This is a genomic window from Streptomyces flaveus, from assembly GCF_014647675.1.
Lineage (GTDB): Bacteria > Actinomycetota > Actinomycetes > Streptomycetales > Streptomycetaceae > Streptomyces > Streptomyces flaveus.
Genome location: NZ_BMPQ01000027.1, coordinates 47,014 through 64,954 on the forward strand (window position 1 = coordinate 47,014; position 17,941 = coordinate 64,954).

Annotated in this window: 17 protein-coding genes; 9 read left to right on the top strand and 8 right to left on the bottom strand. The window is 69.8% G+C overall.

What is annotated here, in order from left to right; translation table 11 throughout:
- Positions 1-75: 75 nt before the first annotated feature.
- The 4 genes from IEZ21_RS35980 (at position 76) to IEZ21_RS35995 (ending at position 3,978) form a co-directional block, all read left to right on the top strand.
- On the top strand, positions 76-1,386 hold the full coding sequence (locus IEZ21_RS35980) for a sensor histidine kinase (RefSeq protein ID WP_189326016.1): 1,311 nt from the start codon (positions 76-78) through the stop codon (positions 1,384-1,386).
- A 154-nt stretch (positions 1,387-1,540) separates the two neighbouring features.
- Positions 1,541-1,840, top strand: a complete 300-nt coding sequence (locus IEZ21_RS35985; RefSeq protein ID WP_189326017.1) for a response regulator — start codon at positions 1,541-1,543, stop codon at positions 1,838-1,840.
- Between the two features lie 370 nt (positions 1,841-2,210).
- Positions 2,211-3,155 carry an SGNH/GDSL hydrolase family protein gene (locus IEZ21_RS35990; protein WP_189326018.1) on the top strand — a complete coding sequence of 315 codons (945 nt, stop codon included), beginning with the start codon at positions 2,211-2,213 and terminating at the stop codon, positions 3,153-3,155.
- A 112-nt stretch (positions 3,156-3,267) separates the two neighbouring features.
- Positions 3,268-3,978 carry a LuxR C-terminal-related transcriptional regulator gene (locus tag IEZ21_RS35995; protein ID WP_189326019.1) on the top strand — a complete coding sequence of 237 codons (711 nt, stop codon included), beginning with the start codon at positions 3,268-3,270 and terminating at the stop codon, positions 3,976-3,978.
- A gap of 229 nt (positions 3,979-4,207) precedes the next feature.
- On the opposite strand, the gene IEZ21_RS36000 is transcribed toward IEZ21_RS35995, so the two are convergent.
- Entirely contained in the window at positions 4,208-4,390 is a 183-nt protein-coding gene (locus tag IEZ21_RS36000) for a hypothetical protein (protein WP_189326020.1), read from the bottom strand.
- A gap of 390 nt (positions 4,391-4,780) precedes the next feature.
- Here IEZ21_RS36000 and IEZ21_RS36005 point away from each other — a divergent pair, with 390 nt between their 5' ends.
- Together IEZ21_RS36005 and IEZ21_RS36010 are read left to right on the top strand one after the other, a co-directional pair.
- Positions 4,781-5,935 carry a sensor histidine kinase gene (locus IEZ21_RS36005; protein WP_246568485.1) on the top strand — a complete coding sequence of 385 codons (1,155 nt, stop codon included), beginning with the start codon at positions 4,781-4,783 and terminating at the stop codon, positions 5,933-5,935.
- The gene (locus IEZ21_RS36010; RefSeq protein ID WP_033319305.1) at positions 5,932-6,588 is read left to right on the top strand and encodes a response regulator; all 657 of its coding nucleotides are present in this window, start codon (positions 5,932-5,934) and stop codon (positions 6,586-6,588) included. Before IEZ21_RS36005 ends, IEZ21_RS36010 begins: the two co-directional genes overlap by 4 nt.
- Here IEZ21_RS36010 and IEZ21_RS36015 read toward each other — a convergent pair.
- Both IEZ21_RS36015 and IEZ21_RS36020 read right to left on the bottom strand, forming a co-directional pair.
- Positions 6,558-7,238, bottom strand: coding sequence for a DedA family protein (locus IEZ21_RS36015; RefSeq protein WP_189326022.1), 681 nt, complete (start codon positions 7,236-7,238; stop codon positions 6,558-6,560). The two genes, IEZ21_RS36010 and IEZ21_RS36015, sit on opposite strands and share 31 nt — an antisense overlap.
- Positions 7,235-7,960: a class I SAM-dependent methyltransferase gene (locus IEZ21_RS36020; protein ID WP_189326023.1), complete on the bottom strand. Its 726-nt coding sequence runs from the start codon at positions 7,958-7,960 to the stop codon at positions 7,235-7,237. The genes IEZ21_RS36015 and IEZ21_RS36020 overlap by 4 nt, the downstream gene beginning before the upstream one ends.
- Positions 7,961-8,092: 132 nt before the next feature.
- On the opposite strand from IEZ21_RS36020, the gene IEZ21_RS36025 reads away from it, so the two are divergent.
- Genes IEZ21_RS36025 through IEZ21_RS36035 form a run of 3 tightly spaced genes read left to right on the top strand, consistent with a single transcriptional unit; the run spans position 8,093 to position 10,130 of the window.
- Complete coding sequence (locus IEZ21_RS36025; protein WP_373302352.1) at positions 8,093-9,256, top strand: sensor histidine kinase; 1,164 nt, start codon at positions 8,093-8,095, stop codon at positions 9,254-9,256.
- Positions 9,253-9,903 carry a response regulator gene (locus tag IEZ21_RS36030; RefSeq protein WP_189326025.1) on the top strand — a complete coding sequence of 217 codons (651 nt, stop codon included), beginning with the start codon at positions 9,253-9,255 and terminating at the stop codon, positions 9,901-9,903. The genes IEZ21_RS36025 and IEZ21_RS36030 overlap by 4 nt, the downstream gene beginning before the upstream one ends.
- Positions 9,904-9,938: 35 nt before the next feature.
- Complete coding sequence (locus tag IEZ21_RS36035; RefSeq protein ID WP_213089399.1) at positions 9,939-10,130, top strand: alpha/beta hydrolase fold domain-containing protein; 192 nt, start codon at positions 9,939-9,941, stop codon at positions 10,128-10,130.
- A 325-nt stretch (positions 10,131-10,455) separates the two neighbouring features.
- Here IEZ21_RS36035 and IEZ21_RS36040 read toward each other — a convergent pair whose 3' ends face one another.
- The 5 genes from IEZ21_RS36040 to IEZ21_RS36060 all read right to left on the bottom strand — a co-directional run bounded on the left by IEZ21_RS36040 (position 10,456) and on the right by IEZ21_RS36060 (position 17,576).
- On the bottom strand, positions 10,456-12,804 hold the full coding sequence (locus IEZ21_RS36040) for an alpha-L-fucosidase (RefSeq protein WP_189326027.1): 2,349 nt from the start codon (positions 12,802-12,804) through the stop codon (positions 10,456-10,458).
- Between the two features lie 508 nt (positions 12,805-13,312).
- Positions 13,313-14,785 (bottom strand): MFS transporter, encoded by a 1,473-nt coding sequence (locus IEZ21_RS36045; RefSeq protein ID WP_189326028.1) that lies wholly within the window; start codon positions 14,783-14,785, stop codon positions 13,313-13,315.
- Positions 14,786-14,906: 121 nt separating this feature from the next.
- Entirely contained in the window at positions 14,907-16,082 is a 1,176-nt protein-coding gene (locus IEZ21_RS36050; RefSeq protein ID WP_189326029.1) for an NAD(P)/FAD-dependent oxidoreductase, read from the bottom strand.
- The gene (locus IEZ21_RS36055; RefSeq protein WP_189326030.1) at positions 16,079-16,276 is read right to left on the bottom strand and encodes a ferredoxin; all 198 of its coding nucleotides are present in this window, start codon (positions 16,274-16,276) and stop codon (positions 16,079-16,081) included. The genes IEZ21_RS36050 and IEZ21_RS36055 overlap by 4 nt, the downstream gene beginning before the upstream one ends.
- A gap of 70 nt (positions 16,277-16,346) precedes the next feature.
- On the bottom strand, positions 16,347-17,576 hold the full coding sequence (locus tag IEZ21_RS36060) for a cytochrome P450 (RefSeq protein WP_189326031.1): 1,230 nt from the start codon (positions 17,574-17,576) through the stop codon (positions 16,347-16,349).
- Between the last annotated feature and the right edge of the window lie 365 nt (positions 17,577-17,941).

The window sequence follows — 17,941 nt, forward strand, 5'->3', positions numbered from 1 at the left end:
CGTCTCCCCTGCCCCGCCCGTCGGCCCGATCCCCCCGGGCCGGCGGGCGGCCTGACATCGCGAAGGGTCTGTCCCGTGACCGCACCCAGTGCCCCCGTTCCCGCCCCACGCCCGGACGAGCGCCAGTTCCTTCAGGCGCTGACGAGCGATCCCGAGCAGCGGGTGATCGTCTCGGTCGTCTCCCGGCTCGCCTCGTGGCGGCGGGCCGACCGGGCCCGTCCCTGGGTCCGGCGGTGGGGGGTCCCGGGCTTCTGCCTCGTGGTCGGCAGCGACGCCTACGCCAATCCCCACAACGTCGGCAATCCCCAGCTGCCGATCGTCCTCGCCTTCTGTATCCCGCTGCTGTGGCGGGAACGACGTCCCATGCTGGTCTTCGCCCTCACCACGGCCGTTTCGATCGTGTCTCTTCCTCTGGGTGTGCTGACCGGCGCCGAATTCGCCCGGGTGGTCGCCCTCTTCAATGTCGGCCATCACTGCACGCCGCGCCGGCTGGCCGTCGCCACCGGCGTCACCCTCGTGCAACTCGTCGCATGGGCCTACTTCTTCTGGCGCGGCCAGCAGCTGGAGTACGTCACGCGTCCGGAGCCCGTGACGTTGATGGTGATGGTCGCCGTAGTGGCGTTCGCGGCACTGGGCCTGCTTGTGCGGCTGGCCTACGCCTACATCGACGCCTTGAAGAAGCAACGTGACCAGCAGGCCCGTCTCGCCACCGCGCAGGAACGCGCCCGCGTCTCCCGCGAGATGCACGACATCCTCGGCCACACCCTCGCCGTCATCGTCGGCCTCGCCGACGGCGCAGCCGGCCTCACCGAGACCAAGCCCGAACGCGGTGCCCAGACCCTCCGCACCATCAGCGCCAGCGGCCGCGACGCCCTGGCCGAACTGCGCCGCCTGCTCGCCGTCATCGGCGACGACCGCCACGGCCAGGGCCGGTCGCACGACGTCCCTCTCGCCCCGCAGCCCAGCCTCGCCGACCTCGACGCGCTGCTCGACCGGGTCCGCGCCGCCGGCCCCACCGTCGCCCTGCACGCGCACGGCGACCTCACCGAGCTGGCCCCGGGACTCCAGCTGTCCGCGTACCGCATCATCCAGGAGGCCCTGACCAACACCGTCAAGTACGCCGCCTCCGACACCTCGGTCCACGTCTCCATCGCCGCCGACCCCGACACCGTACGCATCACGGTCGAGGACACCGGCCCGCCCCGTACCCCGCGTACACGCCGTGGCCGGACGGGCAGCGGCCGAGGGCTGGTCGGCATGCGCGAGCGCGCCGCCCTCTACCGGGGCGAGGTCACCGCCGGCCTCAACCCGCACGGCGGCTGGACCGTCCACGCCACCCTCATCCCCAACCCGCCGGTCAACTCCCTGGAGAAGGACCCAGCTTGACCATTGTCCTCACCGTCGACGGCAAGGCGCTGCAGCGGATTGGGCTTCGGCATGCTGCTGGAGGTTCAGCCCCGGCCTCACCGTCGTCGGCGAGGCCGCGGACCAGTGCAGCAGTCCGTACCGCCGCCGAACTCCGCCGATGCCGTCCTGACGGATGTCCGCATGCCCGGCATGGACGGTATCGAGACCACACGGCACATCGTCGAGTCCGGCGGACCTCCCGGAGTCCCAGCTGACCAGCTTCGAGCCGCACGAGTACGCCTACGGGGCGCTGCGCACCGGAGCCGGCGGGTTCCGGCTTGCGGACGCCCACCCGGACGAACTCCTGGTGGGAATCAGGACGGTCGCGTGCGGCGACGCCGTGGACGTGCCCGCCATCCCGCGCCGCCTGCTGGAAACCGTCACCGCGCGGATCGCCCGGCCCGGGCTCGGCATCGCCCCGACCCGCGCCTGACCGGCCTGCCCAGCATGAGCGCAAGGCCCTGGCCGATATCACCGCCTGGGCACGATCGGCGTACAACCCACGACACGGGACTCGCCCGGCAGACCCGACCGCGCCTGGGCCCAGAGTCGACGCGCCTTCCTACCGCGGTACTACCCGGCACTGCCGTATTCGGTCCCGCGGTGCCGATGACATGCGCGTTTCCCCGCCTAGTTTGACGGCAGGGTCACACACGCCTCGTCCCCGCCGTGATCCGGGCAAACCCTCTCTCCCCAGCCGGCCCTGCCGGTCCCGCTCCGGGCACCGCCGCCCCTCGCCCACAGCCCCCTGCGCGGTGCCCGCCCAGCAGTTGGTCATCCGTGACAACGATCAGGAGAAACCCATGGGACCGTATGCACGCACAGGTCTGGCCGGAATCATGAGCTGCGGCGTTCTGCTCACCGCCGTCCTCATCGGACGGCTGGACGGCACCGACACCGCCACCGGCAACGCCAACGACGAGCGACCGCAGCCGGGGCCCTACGTCGCTCTCGGAGACTCCTACACCTCCGGCCCGAAGATCCCACGACAGTCCGGGACACCGGTCGGCTGCGACCGTTCCGACCACAACTATCCCGCGGTGGTGGCACGCCAACTCGGCGTCACAGCCGCCGACTTCCGTGATGTCAGCTGCAGCGGTGCCACCATCACCGACCTCACCGCGCCGCAGAAGACGTCCAACGGCACCAACCCCGCCCAGCTTTCGGCCCTCTCGACGCGGACACGGCTGGTCACCCTCGGCATCGGCGGCAACGACATCGGCTTCGGCTCGACGGTCACGAAATGCGTCACGATGGGCGCGATGTACCGTGCGACCGGCAGCGACCGCCTCTTCTCCGACGATGCGCCCTGCAAGAAGCAGTACGTCGACGACGGCACCGACGAAGTGACACAGAAGATCCAGGCGACTGGCCGACAGCTGTCCGCGGCGCTGGCCGAGATCGAACGGCATGCACCGAAGGCCCGGGTCTACGTCGTCGGCTATCCGGCGATCCTGCCCGCCGAAGGCAAAGGCTGCGGCAGGGAACTGCCCCTCGCGCCCGGTGACGCGACCTACCTGCACGACAAGGGGAAGCAGCTCAACACCATGCTGCGCGGGCAGGCTGAGGCCGCCGGAGCGACGTACGTCGACACCTACTCCCCGTCCGTCGGTCACGACGCCTGCTCCGCGCAGAAGACCCGCTGGATCGAGCCCCTGCGGCCCAGCAGCCCGGCCGCCGCCGTCCATCCGAACGCGCACGGCGAGCAAGGCATGGCCGACGCCGTGCTCCGCGCGATCGGCGACTGAACGCCCGCAGGAGACAGGGGACTTCCAGCCGCCGGCGACCGGCCTATCTGATCCACCCCGCCCAACCGCGCTCGTTGCCGGCATGGCGCCCCACAGGAAGAGCCACGGCAGCATGCCCACCGTTCTCGTTGTCAACGACCAGAAGCTGCAACGCCTCGGCTACCGCCTTCTGCTGCATTCCGAGCCGGACCTGAATGCGGTCGGCGAGGCGGCCGGCGGTGCCGAGGCGGTCCGCATGAGCACCGCGCTTCGCCCGGACGTCGTCCTCATGCACATCTTCAAGCCCGGCACGGACTCGATCGACACCGTCCGCCGCATCGCACGCGGCGACAGCCCGCCCCACCCTCGTGTACTGGTGCTTGCCCCCGTCGGGCTCGACGGGTACGCCTGGGCCGTGCTGGCAGCCGGTGCTGACGCACTGCTTCCGGAGAACACCGCCCCGCACGAGCTGACCGCGGCCATTCGTGCGGTGGCGGCCGGAGGCACCGTCATCCCGCCCGATCTCACCCGCCGGCTCATCGACACCGTTCGACGTCGGCCGCCCGCCTCCACGTCCCTCCCGACGGAACGGCTCGGCGCACTCACCGAACGTGAACGTCAGGTCCTTGCCGCCGTGGCCTCCGGCTGGAGCACCACCGAGATCGCCGCACACCTGTCCATCGCCCCGACCACTGTCAAATTCCACGTCTGCCGCATCCTCACCAAGATCGGCGCCCGCAGCCGCGTCCAGGCAGTTGCCTTCGCCTACGAGTCGGGCCTGACCGAACCGCAGACCACTCGCTCGCCGCTCCCTGCGCCCGGGCGCGCCCGCCCGACCCTGTGAGGCGGGCGCGGCCGGGCACGGCCCGCTCGTCGCAGCCGCGAGGGGGGCGCCCTAGTACCCCGGTACTAGTCGGCGTCGCCGTATTCCCGCCCACAGTGCCGTAGCGCCAGTCGATACCGCTTCTAGGCTGAAATCCGGGCCTGGTCAGGCCCGTCCACGCAAAGACCTCTTTCCTGGCGGGAACAAATCCGTGGCCACCATCCTGCGCCGACTCAAGTCGGTCAGCGTTTCACTCACTCATGGCGGCCGGACCGGCCACGATGCTGCTTCTGTCGGTCTTCCCCTCGCTCTTGGACCCGCACATGCCCACACTCGTCCTGAGACTCGCCGTGGCACCGGACTCCGCCTCGCCTTTGCCCTGTTCGAGGGCGAGAAGTCGCGCCACGCCCTCGACGCCCAGCAGACCGCCCACCCCACGGCCCCCTTCTCCCCGGCTTCGGCCCCGGCTCCGGCGGCGCGGGTCCTGGCCAGGCCAGGACGACCGCAGAACCCGAGCCGTCGTCAGCCGTACGATCACGGAAGAGCGGCCGGCCCCGGTCGGCGTTCTTCCCGAGTCGCCGCTCGTCTATCCATTCCCTCGGGACCGGCGAGCGGATCGCCTGCACCGCGGAGGGCACAGACCTTGACACCCACGCCCCCACAGGATTCCCGGCCCGGTCGACACGTCCCCAGCCGACCCGAGCTGCCCGAGGCACTGACGAGCGACGCTGAGCAACGTGTGATTGTGTCGATCATCGCTCGGCTGTCTTCCTGGCGGTGGGCGGACCGGACCCACCCCCGGGTCCGGAGGTGGGGCGTACCGTTGTTCTGCGCCGTCCTGGGACTGCCGTCCATGCTCAACCCCGCCGGCGAATCCGGGGTCGGCGAAGAGCTGGTCCTCACCGTCGCCGTGGCCGTTCCGCTGCTGTGGCGGGAGCGCAGGCCCATGCTGGTCTTCGCGCTCATCACTGCCACCGCCGTGCTGATGGCCTCCACAGGGTCCCTCCATGACGCCAACGCCAGTGCCGACGTAGCCCGCATCGTGGCCCTGTTCAACGTCGGCCGCTTCGGCACCCCCCGCCAGCTGCTCATCGCCGTCACCATCTCCCTGGTGCAGTTGGTCGCCTGGGCCGTCACGCTGTGGAGCGACGGTCAGCTGGAGTACGCCAGACGGCCGGAAATCCTCCTGCTGTTGGGGGTGGTGACGGTGACGGCCATCGCCGGGCTCGGCCTCGCCACCCGCCTGGTGAACGTCGTCATCGCCGGCCTGCAGAAGGAGAAGGACCAGCAGGCCCGTCTCGCCGTCGCCCAGGAACGTGCCCGCGTCTCCGGGGAGATGCACGACATCCTCGGCCACACCCTCGCTGTCATGGTCGGTCTCGCCGACGGCGCCGCGGGCCTGACCGAGACAAAGCCTCAGCGCGGCGCCGAAACCCTGCGGATCATCGCCGACAGCGGCCGTGGCGCCCTCGCCGAACTGCGCCGCCTACTCGCCGTCATCGGCGACGACAACGACCGGCCGGACGAAGCCCCGCTCAGCCCGCAGCCCGGCCTGGCCGACCTCGGTCCGCTGATCGAACGCGTCCGTGCCGCCGGACCGAGCGTCACCCTCGGCACCGACGGCGACCTCACCGCGCCGGCCCCTGGTCTCCAGCTCGCCGTCTACCGCATCGTCCAGGAAGCTTTCACCAACACCCTCAAGTACGCCGCCGCCGACACCTCCATCAGCGTCCGGGTAGCCGTCGGCTCCGAGACGGTCCACGTCGATGTCGAGGACACCGGGCCCCTCCACGCACTCCGCTCCCGCAGACGGAGCGCAGGAAGCGGCCGGGGTCTGGTCGGCATGCGCGAGCGCGCGGCCATCTATCAGGGCCAGGTCACCGCCGGGCCCAACCGCGAAGGCGGCTGGAGCGTCCACGCCCGCCTCCTGACCACCCCGCCTGTCACCACGACCACAACGGAGAACCCTCGCGCATGACCACCGTGCTCATCGTCGACGACCAGGCCCTGCAACGCCTCGGCTTCAGCATGCTGCTGGAACAGCACCCCGACCTCACCCTCATCGGCGAGGCCACCCACGGTGCCGAAGCCGTCCGCAAGGCCGCCGAGCTCAAGCCCGACGTCGTCCTCATGGACGTCCGCATGCCGGGCATGGACGGCATCGAGGCCACCAGACGCATCATCGAGTCCGGCGGACGCTCCCGCATCCTGGTCCTGACCACCTTCGACCTCGACGAATACGCCTACGACGCCCTGCGCGCCGGAGCGTCCGGGTTCCTGCTCAAAGACGCCCTGCCCGACGAACTGGTCTCCGGCATCCGCGCGGTGGCCGCCGGAGACGCCGTCATCTCGCCCGGTCTGACCCGCAAGCTTATCGACGCCTTCGGCAGCCGTCTGCCGGGCCACACGCCCGAACAGCAACGGCAGCTGGCTCGCCTCACCAACCGCGAACGCGAAGTGCTCACCGCCATCGCGACCGGCTGGAGCAACACCGAGATCGCCAAACGCCTCTCCCTCGCCGAGTCCACCGTCAAGTCACACGTGAGCAGCATCCTCACCAAGATCGGGGTCCGGGACCGGGTCCAGGCCGTGATCTTCGCCTACGACACCGGCCTCGTCAGGCCCGCCTGAACATGGCCGGAGGACGCCGTACCAGGCTCGGGCGCCGGTTCCTGGGCTTCAGACAGCGGGCGGCGCTTCCTTCGCCACAACAGCGCGCCCCCGATCGCCATCAGAGCGACCAGGGCGAAGGCGGGGCCGCCCAGCGTCAGGACGCGCTGGAGAGAGGTCGCGGCGGCGTATCCGACACCTGCTTCGGCTGTGGCCCACACACAGGCGGCGACGACGCTGTAGGGAGCGATGCGCCGGTAGGGCAGGCGGGTGGCGCCCGCGAAGTGCGGGGCGAGGGTGCGCACCACCGGCAGGAAACGGGCCAGGAAGACCGCTCGGCCGCCGTGGCGCGTCATCAGCGTCTCGGCCTGGTGCCAGGCGGCACCCGGTATCCGACGGCCTATGCGGCCTCCGCGCAGCTGATCACCGAGGAGTCTGCCGGTGCGATGGGCGAGGAAGTCACCCGCCACCACGGCTCCGGCCGCGGCAGCGATCACGAGAGGAAGGCTGATGTGGCCGGTGCGAGCCAGCGCGCCGGCGGTCAGGAGCAGGGTGAGCGTGGGGATGAAAGCGCCGACGAGAAGGATCGACTCGGCCAGGACAGCGGCGGCCACCACCGCGTACGCCGAGGCCGGGGAGATGTGGCCGAGGATGTCGGAGAGCGCGTTCACCGACTCGCCTCGACGGACTGCGGCTCGATCAGGTCCGCGGAGACGAGGGGTCGTTGCAGATGCCAGACGTAGGCGGGGGGAACGTTGGCCCATACCGTCCAGCGGCCCGTGGCATAGGTGCGCTGGTAGGTGGCCATGATCTCGTCCACGGCGGCGTGGCGGCAGGCTTCGGCTCGCGGTGCCGTCAGGGCGCGGGCCTTGCGGGTGCCGAGGTAGGCGAAGTAGGTCAGCGTGCCGCCGGGGTGGAGGAGTTCCATGTAGCGGGCCATGATGCGCTCGACCTGCACGGGCGTGAAGTTGGTCAGCGGCAGCCCGGAGACGATGACGTCGTAGCGCTGGTCGGTGTCGAGCTGCTCGACGTAGGTCTGATGCACGTTCACCTGCGCAGACGTGGCTGTCAGGTGCGGGTGCGTGGTGACGAGACTGCGCAGTCGCGAGGCGAAACGCGGATTTGCCTCGACGATGTCCAGGCGGCTGGCTCGGGGCAGTTCGGGTATCAGGGTGCGGGTGACCGCGCCGGTGCCGGCACCGGCTTCCAGGACCGCCAGCGGGCGGGGCGCCTGAGCCCGTACGGGATCGGTGAGCGCGCGGGCCAGGGCCTTGCCGCTGGGGGCTACGGCACCCGTGGTGCGCAGATCACGGGCTGCCTCGATCAGGAACGTCCAGCCTTCGGCATTGCGCTGCGCCGGGACGCGGTCGTGGGGAGTGGTCCAGTCGTTCATGGAATTGACGCTAGAAAGCCGCGTCCGGCATCGGATCCGTCGTTCTGCGACGGTGTCCCCCTACGAAAGTAGGGGGCAGGCAGTGTCGATCGTCAGATGGAAGGGAGCGTGAGTCTGTCTAGGATCGCGAAGGTGGGCAGGAACAAGGCCTCAAGGTGGGCAGCAGCCGCCGGACGTGCAGGACTCGTGGCGTTTCTCGCGCTGGCCGCCGCGGTGAACGGTGCGTCGATCGGCAGCGGTCAGTACGTGGCCCCGGTCATCGCCTCCGCGGTGGTGTGCGCGGTGGCTCTGCTCGTGCCGCGGCTGAGATGGCCTCTCGCGCCGTTCCTGGTCACCGCGGTCACCGCGTGGTGGGGATGGCTCACGGTGCCGCTGCTGGGCATCGTCATGTTCGACCTGGCCGTGGCGCGCCGGATGCGGGTGGCGGCGGGCTGCGCCGCCGTTGCGTTGGGCGTCAATCTGCTCGGCTACCCGGCAACTCGGGTGTGGGTCGACCAACGGTATGTGTCCGCGCTGTTCGTGCTACTCGTCGCCGCCGTCGTCGGACTGTGGCTTGGCAACCGTCGGGGACTGATCCAGGCGCTGGCCGCCGACATGGAGCATCTGCGCGTCGAGTCGCAGCTGCGCGAGGAAGCGGCCCGCATCGCGGAACGGTCCCGTATCGCCGCCGAGATGCACGACGTCCTGGCCCACCGCCTGAGCCTGATCGCGCTGCACACCGGCGTGCTGGCCACCAAGAACGACATGCTGCCCGCACCGGTCGCGGAACGACTCGGTCTGCTGCGCACGGCGTCCGTCGAAGCCCTCACCGATCTGCGCGACGTTCTCGGTGTGCTGCGCGACTCCGACCCCGGCCCCGACGCCACGCCGACCAGCGCCGCGCTCACGCCGGTGATGAGGGAAGTAGGGGAACTGGCCGACGAGGCCCGCGCCGCCGGCCAGCACATCGAGCTGACCACCGACGGCCTTCCCGAGCGGGCTCCGACCACCCACCGTCTGGCCGTGTACCGCATCGTCCAGGAAGCACTGACCAATGCCCGCAAGCACGCCGACGGCGCTCCGGTGACCGTACGCATCGACTACGGGCCGCCCGCCACCCTCGTCGAGGTCACCAACCCCCCTGGCACTCCCCGTACGGACACCGTCGGCAGCGGCTACGGCCTCGTCGGCCTGCGCGAACGCGTCACCGCCCTCGGCGGGCACCTGGACTCCGGACCGGCCGGCGCGGGCGCCTGGCGACTGGCCGCCCGCATCCCCCACCCCGCCGGCATCGAACAGAACGGCACCCGCACATGATCCGCACCATGATCGTCGATGACGACGCCCTGGTCCGCCTCGGCCTGGCCGACCTCCTGGACGGCGACCCCGGCATCGAGGTCGTCGCCCAGGCCCCCGATGGCCTGAAGGCCATCGAACAGGCCACCGCCCACCGCATCGACGTCGCCCTCGTCGACGTACGCATGCCCCACATGGACGGCATCACCGCCACCGCCCGCCTGCGAGCCATCCCTCACCCGCCGAAGGTGATCACCCTGACCACCTTCGACCTTGACGAGTACGTCTACAACGCCCTCGCCGCCGGAGCCGACGGCTTCCTGCTCAAGGACACCGACCCCGCCGAAATACTGCGCGCCGTCCACCTGGTGGCCGCTGGTTCGGCCATGCTCCACCCCACCGCGGCCCGCCGTCTCATCGACCGCTACCACGCGGCCAACCAGCCCGAAGCAACCGCTGCCAAGGCCCGGCTGGACCGGCTCACCCCCCGCGAACGCGACGTGCTCACCCTGCTCGCCCACGGCGACACCAACGCCGACATCGCCACCCGCCTCGCCATGCGCGAGAGCACCGTCAAGGCCCACGTCAGCCGTGTCCTGACCGCGCTGGAAGTCACCAACCGCGTCCAGGCCGCCCTCGTGGCCCGCGACGCGGGACTCACCTCCTGATGACTGACTCGTCGAGCCGATGCCGTCGAGTCGATATGGAGGCCCTTGAACTCGACATCCTTCGGGACGAGGACATCGACTACGTACGGCGGACCGCGGCAGCGGGAGTCAGCACCGAACTCCACGTCCACCCCTCCATCCCGCACGCCTTCGAAGCCATCGCCTTCGACACCGCCGTCGCCCGGCGCATGAAGGCCGACCGCATTCGCGTTCTCAAGGGACTGTGACCAGTGAGCACATAGAGAGCGGACCAGAAGTGAAGGCACCAGTGCGCGCCGAACATGAAAGCGGTGCCCACACGCCTGGCTTTGTACGTGGGAGCTGGGTTCTGGCAACACCTGAAGGCTTGCGGTGAGCGCATCGGTGTGTCCCGTGCTGAGGCGCTGCCTCAGCGGACTGCCTGGGCCAGGAATCCCCTCACTCTTCAGGGAGGGGAGGATTCAAGGGGCGTGCCCCGATGACGTACCGCATCAGCATCCGTTGAGGAACCGGTGTCGCGAGCGGCATCGTGCCGTCGCGACCACCGGTCGTGTTCAGGGCGTACGTCGAGTCTCAGCCACGCCAGTGCACTTTGAAGACCCACGCATGCTGCCCCGCCTTGCGTGCGGCTTCGGGGATGTCGATCACCAGCGCCCCGTTGCTGAGGGTCCATGTCAGGGGCCGGCCGTGGCCGAGCATCGTCACCTTGTCGCCGCTGCGGATCGGGATCGGTGCTTCGACGGTGAGCTTGGCGCCCGGCTTGGCCAGGGAGTGGATGTAGAAGGCCTCGTCCGGGCGGACGGTGAACCGCAGGTCCTCGCCCAGTTCGGCCATCCGGGACCAGTACGTGGTGTCGTAGATCGCCTCTCCGTTGGTGCGCAGCCAGCGGCCTGTCTCGCGCAGCCGGGTCTGCATGATCTCAGGGATGGTGCCGTCGGCACGCGGGCCGATGTCGAGGAGGAAGTTGCCGTTCTTGGAGACGATGTCGACGAGGCTGTGCACCACCTGTTCGGTCGTCATGTAGGCGTCGTCCGGTGTCGCCTGGTTGTAGCCGTAGCTGAAGGGGTCCAGGCCGCGGCTGGACTCCCACTTGGCGACGACCGTGTTGTCGTACGTCGTGTACTCGGGCGTGGTGAAGTCGTGGAAGGCGATGCCCGCACGGTCGTTGACGGTGACCTCGATGGGCCGGGGGCGGTTCTTGGCGTGGTTGAAGTATTCGGCGAGGACGTTCAGGCTGTCGTTGGCGCCGCCGATGTCACACCAGATGAGCTCCGGGTCGTAGCCCTGGATCAGCTCCAGCATCTGCGGGGCCTGGTAGTCCTTCACGAAGTCCTTGCCCGCGGTGTAACCCGTGTACGGCACCGGTTCCCGGGTGTATGGATTGCGCGGGGCGTGACCCATCCAGGGATTGTCCGGGTTGAACCACTCGGGCATGGAGAAGTAGAGCCCGCGGTGGAGTTCGGGTGTGTAGCGGCGGGACGCCTCGAAGAGTTCCTTGATGAGGTCCCGTTTCGGGCCCATCTTCACGGAACTGCGGTCGGAGACCTTCGTGTCCCACAGGGCGAAGCCTTCGTGGTGCTTCGAGGTCAGCACGTGGTACTCCGCGCCCGCGTCCCGGAACAGTTCGACCCAGGCGCGCGGATCGAACTTCTCCGCCGTGAACATCGGGATGAAGTCGTCGTAGGCGAAGCCTTCGCCGTACTTCTCGCGGTGGTACGCGAAGACCGCGTTGGCGGGGTCCTGCATGTGGTTCCAGTACCACTCGGCGTACTGCTTTCCGACCGGCGACCAGGCGGGCACCGAGTAGACACCCCAGTGGATGAAGATGCCGAACTTGGCGCCGTGGAACCAGTACGGCGCCTGGTGGCCGGAGAGAGAAGCCGCAGTGGGCTGGTAGTCGGCGACTCCGAGGGTCAACCGGCTTTTCTGCGCGGCGGCTTGAGATCCGCGTCCGGTGACGGTCACCGAGCCGTCCCGGACCGTGCCGGGGGCGGTGCCCACACGGTTGCGGATGCCCACGCGGACGCGGGCCTGCTCGCCGGGGTCCAGACGGCGGACGCGTGCGGCCTCGACGGTGCGGGCTCCCGGAACCTCGACGCGCACCGACACGCCGTCCGCGGCCAGGACGGCGACCGTCCCCGCGTTGACGACGGTGGCTTCGACGCTCTGGGCGCCGGACGACTCCAGGAGCGAGTTGGTGGACCGGGCCCCGCGCAGAGCCAGCGCGCGTCCCTGAGCGGCAGGTTGCAGGGACAGCGCGAACACGTGGAGCGAGGTCTTGTTCGCCTCCGCCGGGTTGGTCACCGGAAGCGTGATCGCTACGGCGTCGCGCCGTGGATCGAGCCACAGCTCGGACGTGCCGATCCCCACGCGGTGTTCGTCCCTGGTGCCGTCCGGTCCGTAGCGGTACGGCACCGACAGAGATCCGCCCGCGGAGTACCAGTCGGAACCGCCGAGGGTGGCGGTCGTGGTCGAGCCGTCCGTGTAGTGGACCGTAGCTGTGCCGGAGGCGTTGCCATAGCTGCCCGCGGTGAGGAAGACGGCCGAGAGGTAGCGGCCTTTGGGCAGTTCGGCGCGCTGGCCGAGTGCGACGACATTGTTCTTCGCGCCGTCAGCGGAGGCCGGGAAGACGAAGGGCACGCCGTCGACTTCGACACGGCCCGTCGGAAGTTCCTCCCCCGGGAACGTGTAGCCCGAGCCGTCGAAGTCGCCGCCCCGTGCGGAGGCGGTGTCGATGCCGTCGTTGTCGTAGAGGGTGTCGAGCGGGACAGGGACGGGGTCGGGGACGGGAGCCCACGGCCCGGCGTGCTCCGGGAGCGGTTCGGCGGCGTGTGCGGCGGTGGCTGAGGTGAGGGGAAGGGCTGCCGCGGCGGCGACTCCGGCCGCAGCGCCCAGGACCTGACGTCTCGGATACGTACCCATGAGCGGCTCCAATTCATCGGATGTCTGATGATTGAAGGGACTCGCCGCGGTGTCAATGGGACGGACAGGGAGGGGAATTAGAGAGATAGGTAGGATGACACAGTGGATGGCTCGGGCGCATGTACCGTTTGATCAGTTTTCCGGTGGATCTCAGGGGAGTGGGGAGAGTTGGCACGGGTGCACGGCGGCGTGTGTGGCTGCCTCTGGCGGTAAGCGCTTCGTCGCGCGCGAGGTCTACCACCACCTCACCAGCGCCTTCAGGACCGGACCATCGGCATCTCCAGCCACTTGACGATCTACAGGAGCTTCAGAGTCAAGCTCATGCCGTGTAGAGGGACCGCGCTTTCCGCGCCGTGCGACGTGCCGTCCGACGTGCTGAGGACGTGCGAACCCCGGGGCGCTCGCCGTGTGGGGGCGGGCGCCCTTACAGAACCACACGCCCACGGAGCACGGTGTGCAGGCGTGTGGGTACCGAATATGCAGCTTCCTACTTGCTGGAAGCAGCGTCCTACTCCGCGCCCGCGGTCTTCACGGCGGCTGACTCCGCCGGGGCGGGGACCTCTGTCGGGGGTCTACGGGGGATGAGGCTCGCGAAGGTGAAGGAGAGGACACCGGCGCCGACGCCCAGGGCCAGGACGGCACGCAGGCCGTTCTCCGTCGGGATGTGCACGCCGTGGAAGTCGGTGGTCATGTGCGCCAGGATCAGGCCGGCGACAGCGCTGGAAACGGTCGTGCCGATGGAACGCATAAGGGCGTTGAGGCCGTTGGCGGCGGCGGTCTCGGACACCGGCACGGCTTCCATGATCAGCGCGGGCAGCGCGCCGTAGGCGAAGCCCACTCCTGTCGCCACGATGCAGGAGGCCACGATGACCTGCCAGAGCCCGGACATCATCACCATGGTGAGCAGGTAGCCCGCTCCCACGATCACGGACCCGATCATGAGCGTCACCCTCGGCCCCTTGGTCTTGGTGATGCGCGCTCCGTACGGGGAGACCGCCATCATCGTCAGACCCTGCGGAGCCATGACCAGGCCGGTGACGACCAGAGACTTGCCCAGACCGTAGCCGGTGGCCTCAGGCATCGTGAGCAGCTGTGGCAGCACCAGGTTCATCGCGAACAGGGCGAGGCCGAGCGCCAGTCCGGCGAGGTTGGTGAGCAGTACCTGCGGTTGTGCGGTGGTGCGCAGGTCCACCATGGGCTGCGGGGCGCGCAGTTGGAACCAGCCCCACAGCGGCAGCACGATCACGGCCACGGCGAACAGGGAGAGGACCGTACCGCTTCCCCATCCCCAGTCGGCGCCCTTGGAGACCGCGAGGAGCAGGCAGACCAGGCCCACCGCCATGCCGACCGCACCCATCAGATCGAAGCGCCCGCCCGTACGCACCTTCGACTCGGGCACCAGCAGGAACACGAGCCCGGCGGCGACTGCGCCGAGGGCCGCGGACACCCAGAACAGCACGTGCCAGTCGAAGTTGTCGGCGATGACCGCGGCGGCGGGCAGGCCCAGGGCGGCGCCGACGCCGAGGGAGCCGAGCATCGCCGCCGTCGCCGCGGGCACTTTCTCGGCGGGCAGTACGTCGCGCATGATGCTCACGCCCAGCGGCACCACGCCCGCCGCCAGTCCCTGCAACGCCCGTCCGACGAGCAGCGGACCGAGGGAGTCGCTCAGCGCGCAGATCACCGAGCCCAGCACCATCAGGCCGACGCCGAGCAGGAGCATGCGCCGCTTGCCGTACATGTCGCCGAGCCGGCCCGTCACGGGAGTGGAGACTGCGCCGCACAGCAGCGTGGCCGTGACGGCCCAGGCGGTGTCCGAGGCCTGGGCGTCCAGCAGTCGGGGCAGGAGGGGGACGATCGGGATCACCAGGGTCTGCGTCATCGCGGCGGCGATCCCGGTGAAGGCGAGTGTCGCCACCACGACGCCCAGACGTAACGACGGGAAATTCTGCGCCTGGGCGGTCGGCGGGTGTGTTCCGGACATGGGTGAGCCTTCCCTGTGGGGGTGCGGGCTGAGAGCGGCCGCAACGGAATGGGCTGACGTCGGTGAGGACAGGGAGCAGGTAGGGGTTGCTCATTCGGGCGGTGGGCCCGTGCGCGCCGGCCTAAAGCGCGTTGGAGGCCAGTGCGTCGTGCCAGGGAGTGCCGGTAGCGATGGCCTGGCGCCACGGGCGGATGGCCTTGGGCGGCATGCCGACGGCGAGGACTCCGGTCAGCGTCTCGCCGGTGCGGTATGCGGCCACGAACCTGCGCTCGCTCAAGTCGCCTTCCATGACGGCCACTTCGTCGTGGCCGCGCAGATATCCGTACGCCTGGATCCTCATGTCGTACTGGTCGGACCAGAAGTAGGGCACCGGCGCGAACGGCTTGCCGGTCTCAGGGTGGAGCAGGTTACGGGCCGCGGCCATGCCCTGCTCGGCCGCGTTGGTACGGTGCTCGATCCGCATCGGTGTCCCGAACAGCGGGTTGTGCCAGCGGGCGACGTCCCCGGCCGTGTACACCTTCGGCGCGGCACGGCAGTACTCGTCGCAGAGCACGCCGTCGGCCACCGGCAGGCCGCTGCCGCCCAGCCACTCGGTGTTGGGAAGCGATCCGACGGCCACCAACACCTCGTCGGCCTCGACCAGTTCGCCGTCCGCCAGACGCACGCCGCGCTCGGTCACTCCGGTCACGGTGACCCCGGTGCGCAGGTGCACGCCATGGTCGCGGTGGGCCCGCGAGAGGATCTGTCCGACCTCCGTGCCAACCGCGTGGGCCAGTGGCACCGGGGCGGGTTCGAGCAGGACGACCTCCACACCGAGCCGCCATGCCACGGCGGCGGCCTCGGCGCCGAGGAAGCCTGCGCCGACCACCACCAGGCGGCTGCCCGGCTTCAGCCTCTCCCGCAGGGCGAGCGCGTCGTCGAGCGTGCGCAGGACGTGGGCGACACCGTCACCGGGAAGGCGCCGTGGCCGTACACCGGTCGCTATGACCAGCCGGTCGTACGGCACCGTCGAGCCGTCCGCCAGCCGCACCAGACGCGCGGCGGTGTCGAGGCCGGTCGCGGCGGCGCCGAGGCGCAGGTCGAGGCCGAGGGCGGCGAGGTCCTCCGGAGTCCGCAGGGCCGTCCTGTCGACGTCCCACTGACCGGACAGGACCTGTTTGGACAGCGGGGGCCGGTCGTAGGGCGGGTGGAGTTCGTCGCCGACCAGGGTCAGCGTGCCGTCGTAGCCCTCCCGGCGCAGTGTCTCGGCCGCCGCCAGACCGGCGGTCGAGGCACCGACGACCACGATCCGCTTCACCGCTCGGCCAAGCGGATCGCCGCGGCCGGGCAGACGGCCACGGCCTCCCGTACGCCGTCGGGGAGTTCGGCGGCGGGGTGCTCCTCCAGCACCACGGCGACGCCGTCCTCGTCCCGTTGGTCGAACACGTCGGGGGCGGCCATCACACACTGCCCGGCCGCGACGCATTTCGGTTCGTCCAGCTCCACACGCATGGTTTCTCGTCCTCGGTTCTTCAGGGGTGGGGCTTCAGGCAGGGGGTTTTCAGGGGCGGCGGCCTTGCGGCTACCAGACGACCGGCAGCTCGTACACGCCGTAGACCACCATGTCGTGACGGAAACTCAGCTCTTCCAGGGGTACGGCCAGACGCAGGTCCGGCAGCCTGCGCAGCAGCGCGGGCAGGGCCTCCTGCAGTTCCACGCGGGCGAGGGACTGGCCGAGACACTGGTGGACGCCGTGTCCGAAGGCCACGTGTCCTCGGGCGTCGCGGTCGAGGTCCAGGACGTCGGCGGTCTCGAAGACGCTGTTGTCCCGGTTGGCGGAGGGCACACCGAAGACCAGCATCTCGCCCTCCCGTACGAGGTGACCGCCGACGACGATGTCCTCGGTCGCCACGCGCACCAGCATGTCCTGGGCGATCGACAGGTACCGCAGCAGTTCGTCGACGGCGGCGGCGACCACCTTCGGATCGTCGGTGTTCCGGATCCGGTCGGCCTGCCGGGGGTTCTCCAGCAGGGCCAGCGTCCCCAGCGCGATCATGTTGGCCGTGGTCTCATGCCCTGCGTGCAGGAGGACCATGCTGTTCATGGCCACGTCGAGATCAGTGAGCTCTCCGGCGACCACCCGCTCGGTGATCAGCCGGCTGATGAGGTCGTCCCCCGGCTCGCGCTCCTTGCGCTTCACCAGATCCAGGAGGTAGCCGAACAGTTCGCCGCTCGCTGTCTTCCTCTCCTCCTGTGGAGTTCCCTTGCGCATCAGCGTGGCGCTGCGTGTCTGGAAGAAGGTGTGGTCGTCGTAGGGCACCCCGAGCAGCATCGAGATCACCAGGGACGGAATCGGCAGGGCGTACGTGCGCACCAGGTCCGCCGGAGGACCTGCGGCGATCATCTCCTCCAGTAACCGGTCGACCAGCGACCGGACATGCGGCCGCATCGCCTCGACCCGCTTGACGGTGAACTCGCCGGTGAGGGTGCGCCGGATGCGGGAGTGCTCGGGATCGTCCATCCGCGGGAACGCCTGCGGCTGGCCGTGCTGCTGGGTTTCCATCAGCTGCGGGTAGCGATGTCCGTCGGCACTGAGCCGCGGATCGCCCAGTACCTGCTTGACATCGTCGTACCGGGTGACCGCCCAGGCGATGCGGCCGTTGCTCAACCGCACATGGAGCAGCCCGTCGGCGCGCCGCCAACCGGCCTGCACGGGGGGCGGGTCGAAGGGGCAGCGGGGGGAACGCGTGCCGGGGTAGTCGGGAAGGCCGGTGCCGTCGTTCGGCTGGGTCTGGTCGGTCGCCGTACTCATGGTTGCTCCTGTGGGGGGAGGGGGTGGACGAGCAGTGATCCGCCGAAGCAGGTATGCGAGGCGCCTGCTCATGGGTGGTGTGTGGTGCTCCGCAGCAGGTGGGCCATCTCCATGCCGGGGTCAGCGGGGATGAAGGAGTCGGTCTCGTCCCGGATCCGGTCGAGGTGGTCTCGTACGTCCTCAGCCGTCAGCGCCGGGTTGTGGTAGCCCTGCGTCCGTGCGACGAAGAACCGCGCGACCTGTCCGGCACCTGCGGTGTAGACCTCACCGGATAACGGGCAGTCCTCGTGGCCAGGAAGGCGACCACGGGCGAGACCAGCGCCGGGTCGAGGCTGCGAGTGAGGGTGTTCATCATCTCCAGGGCC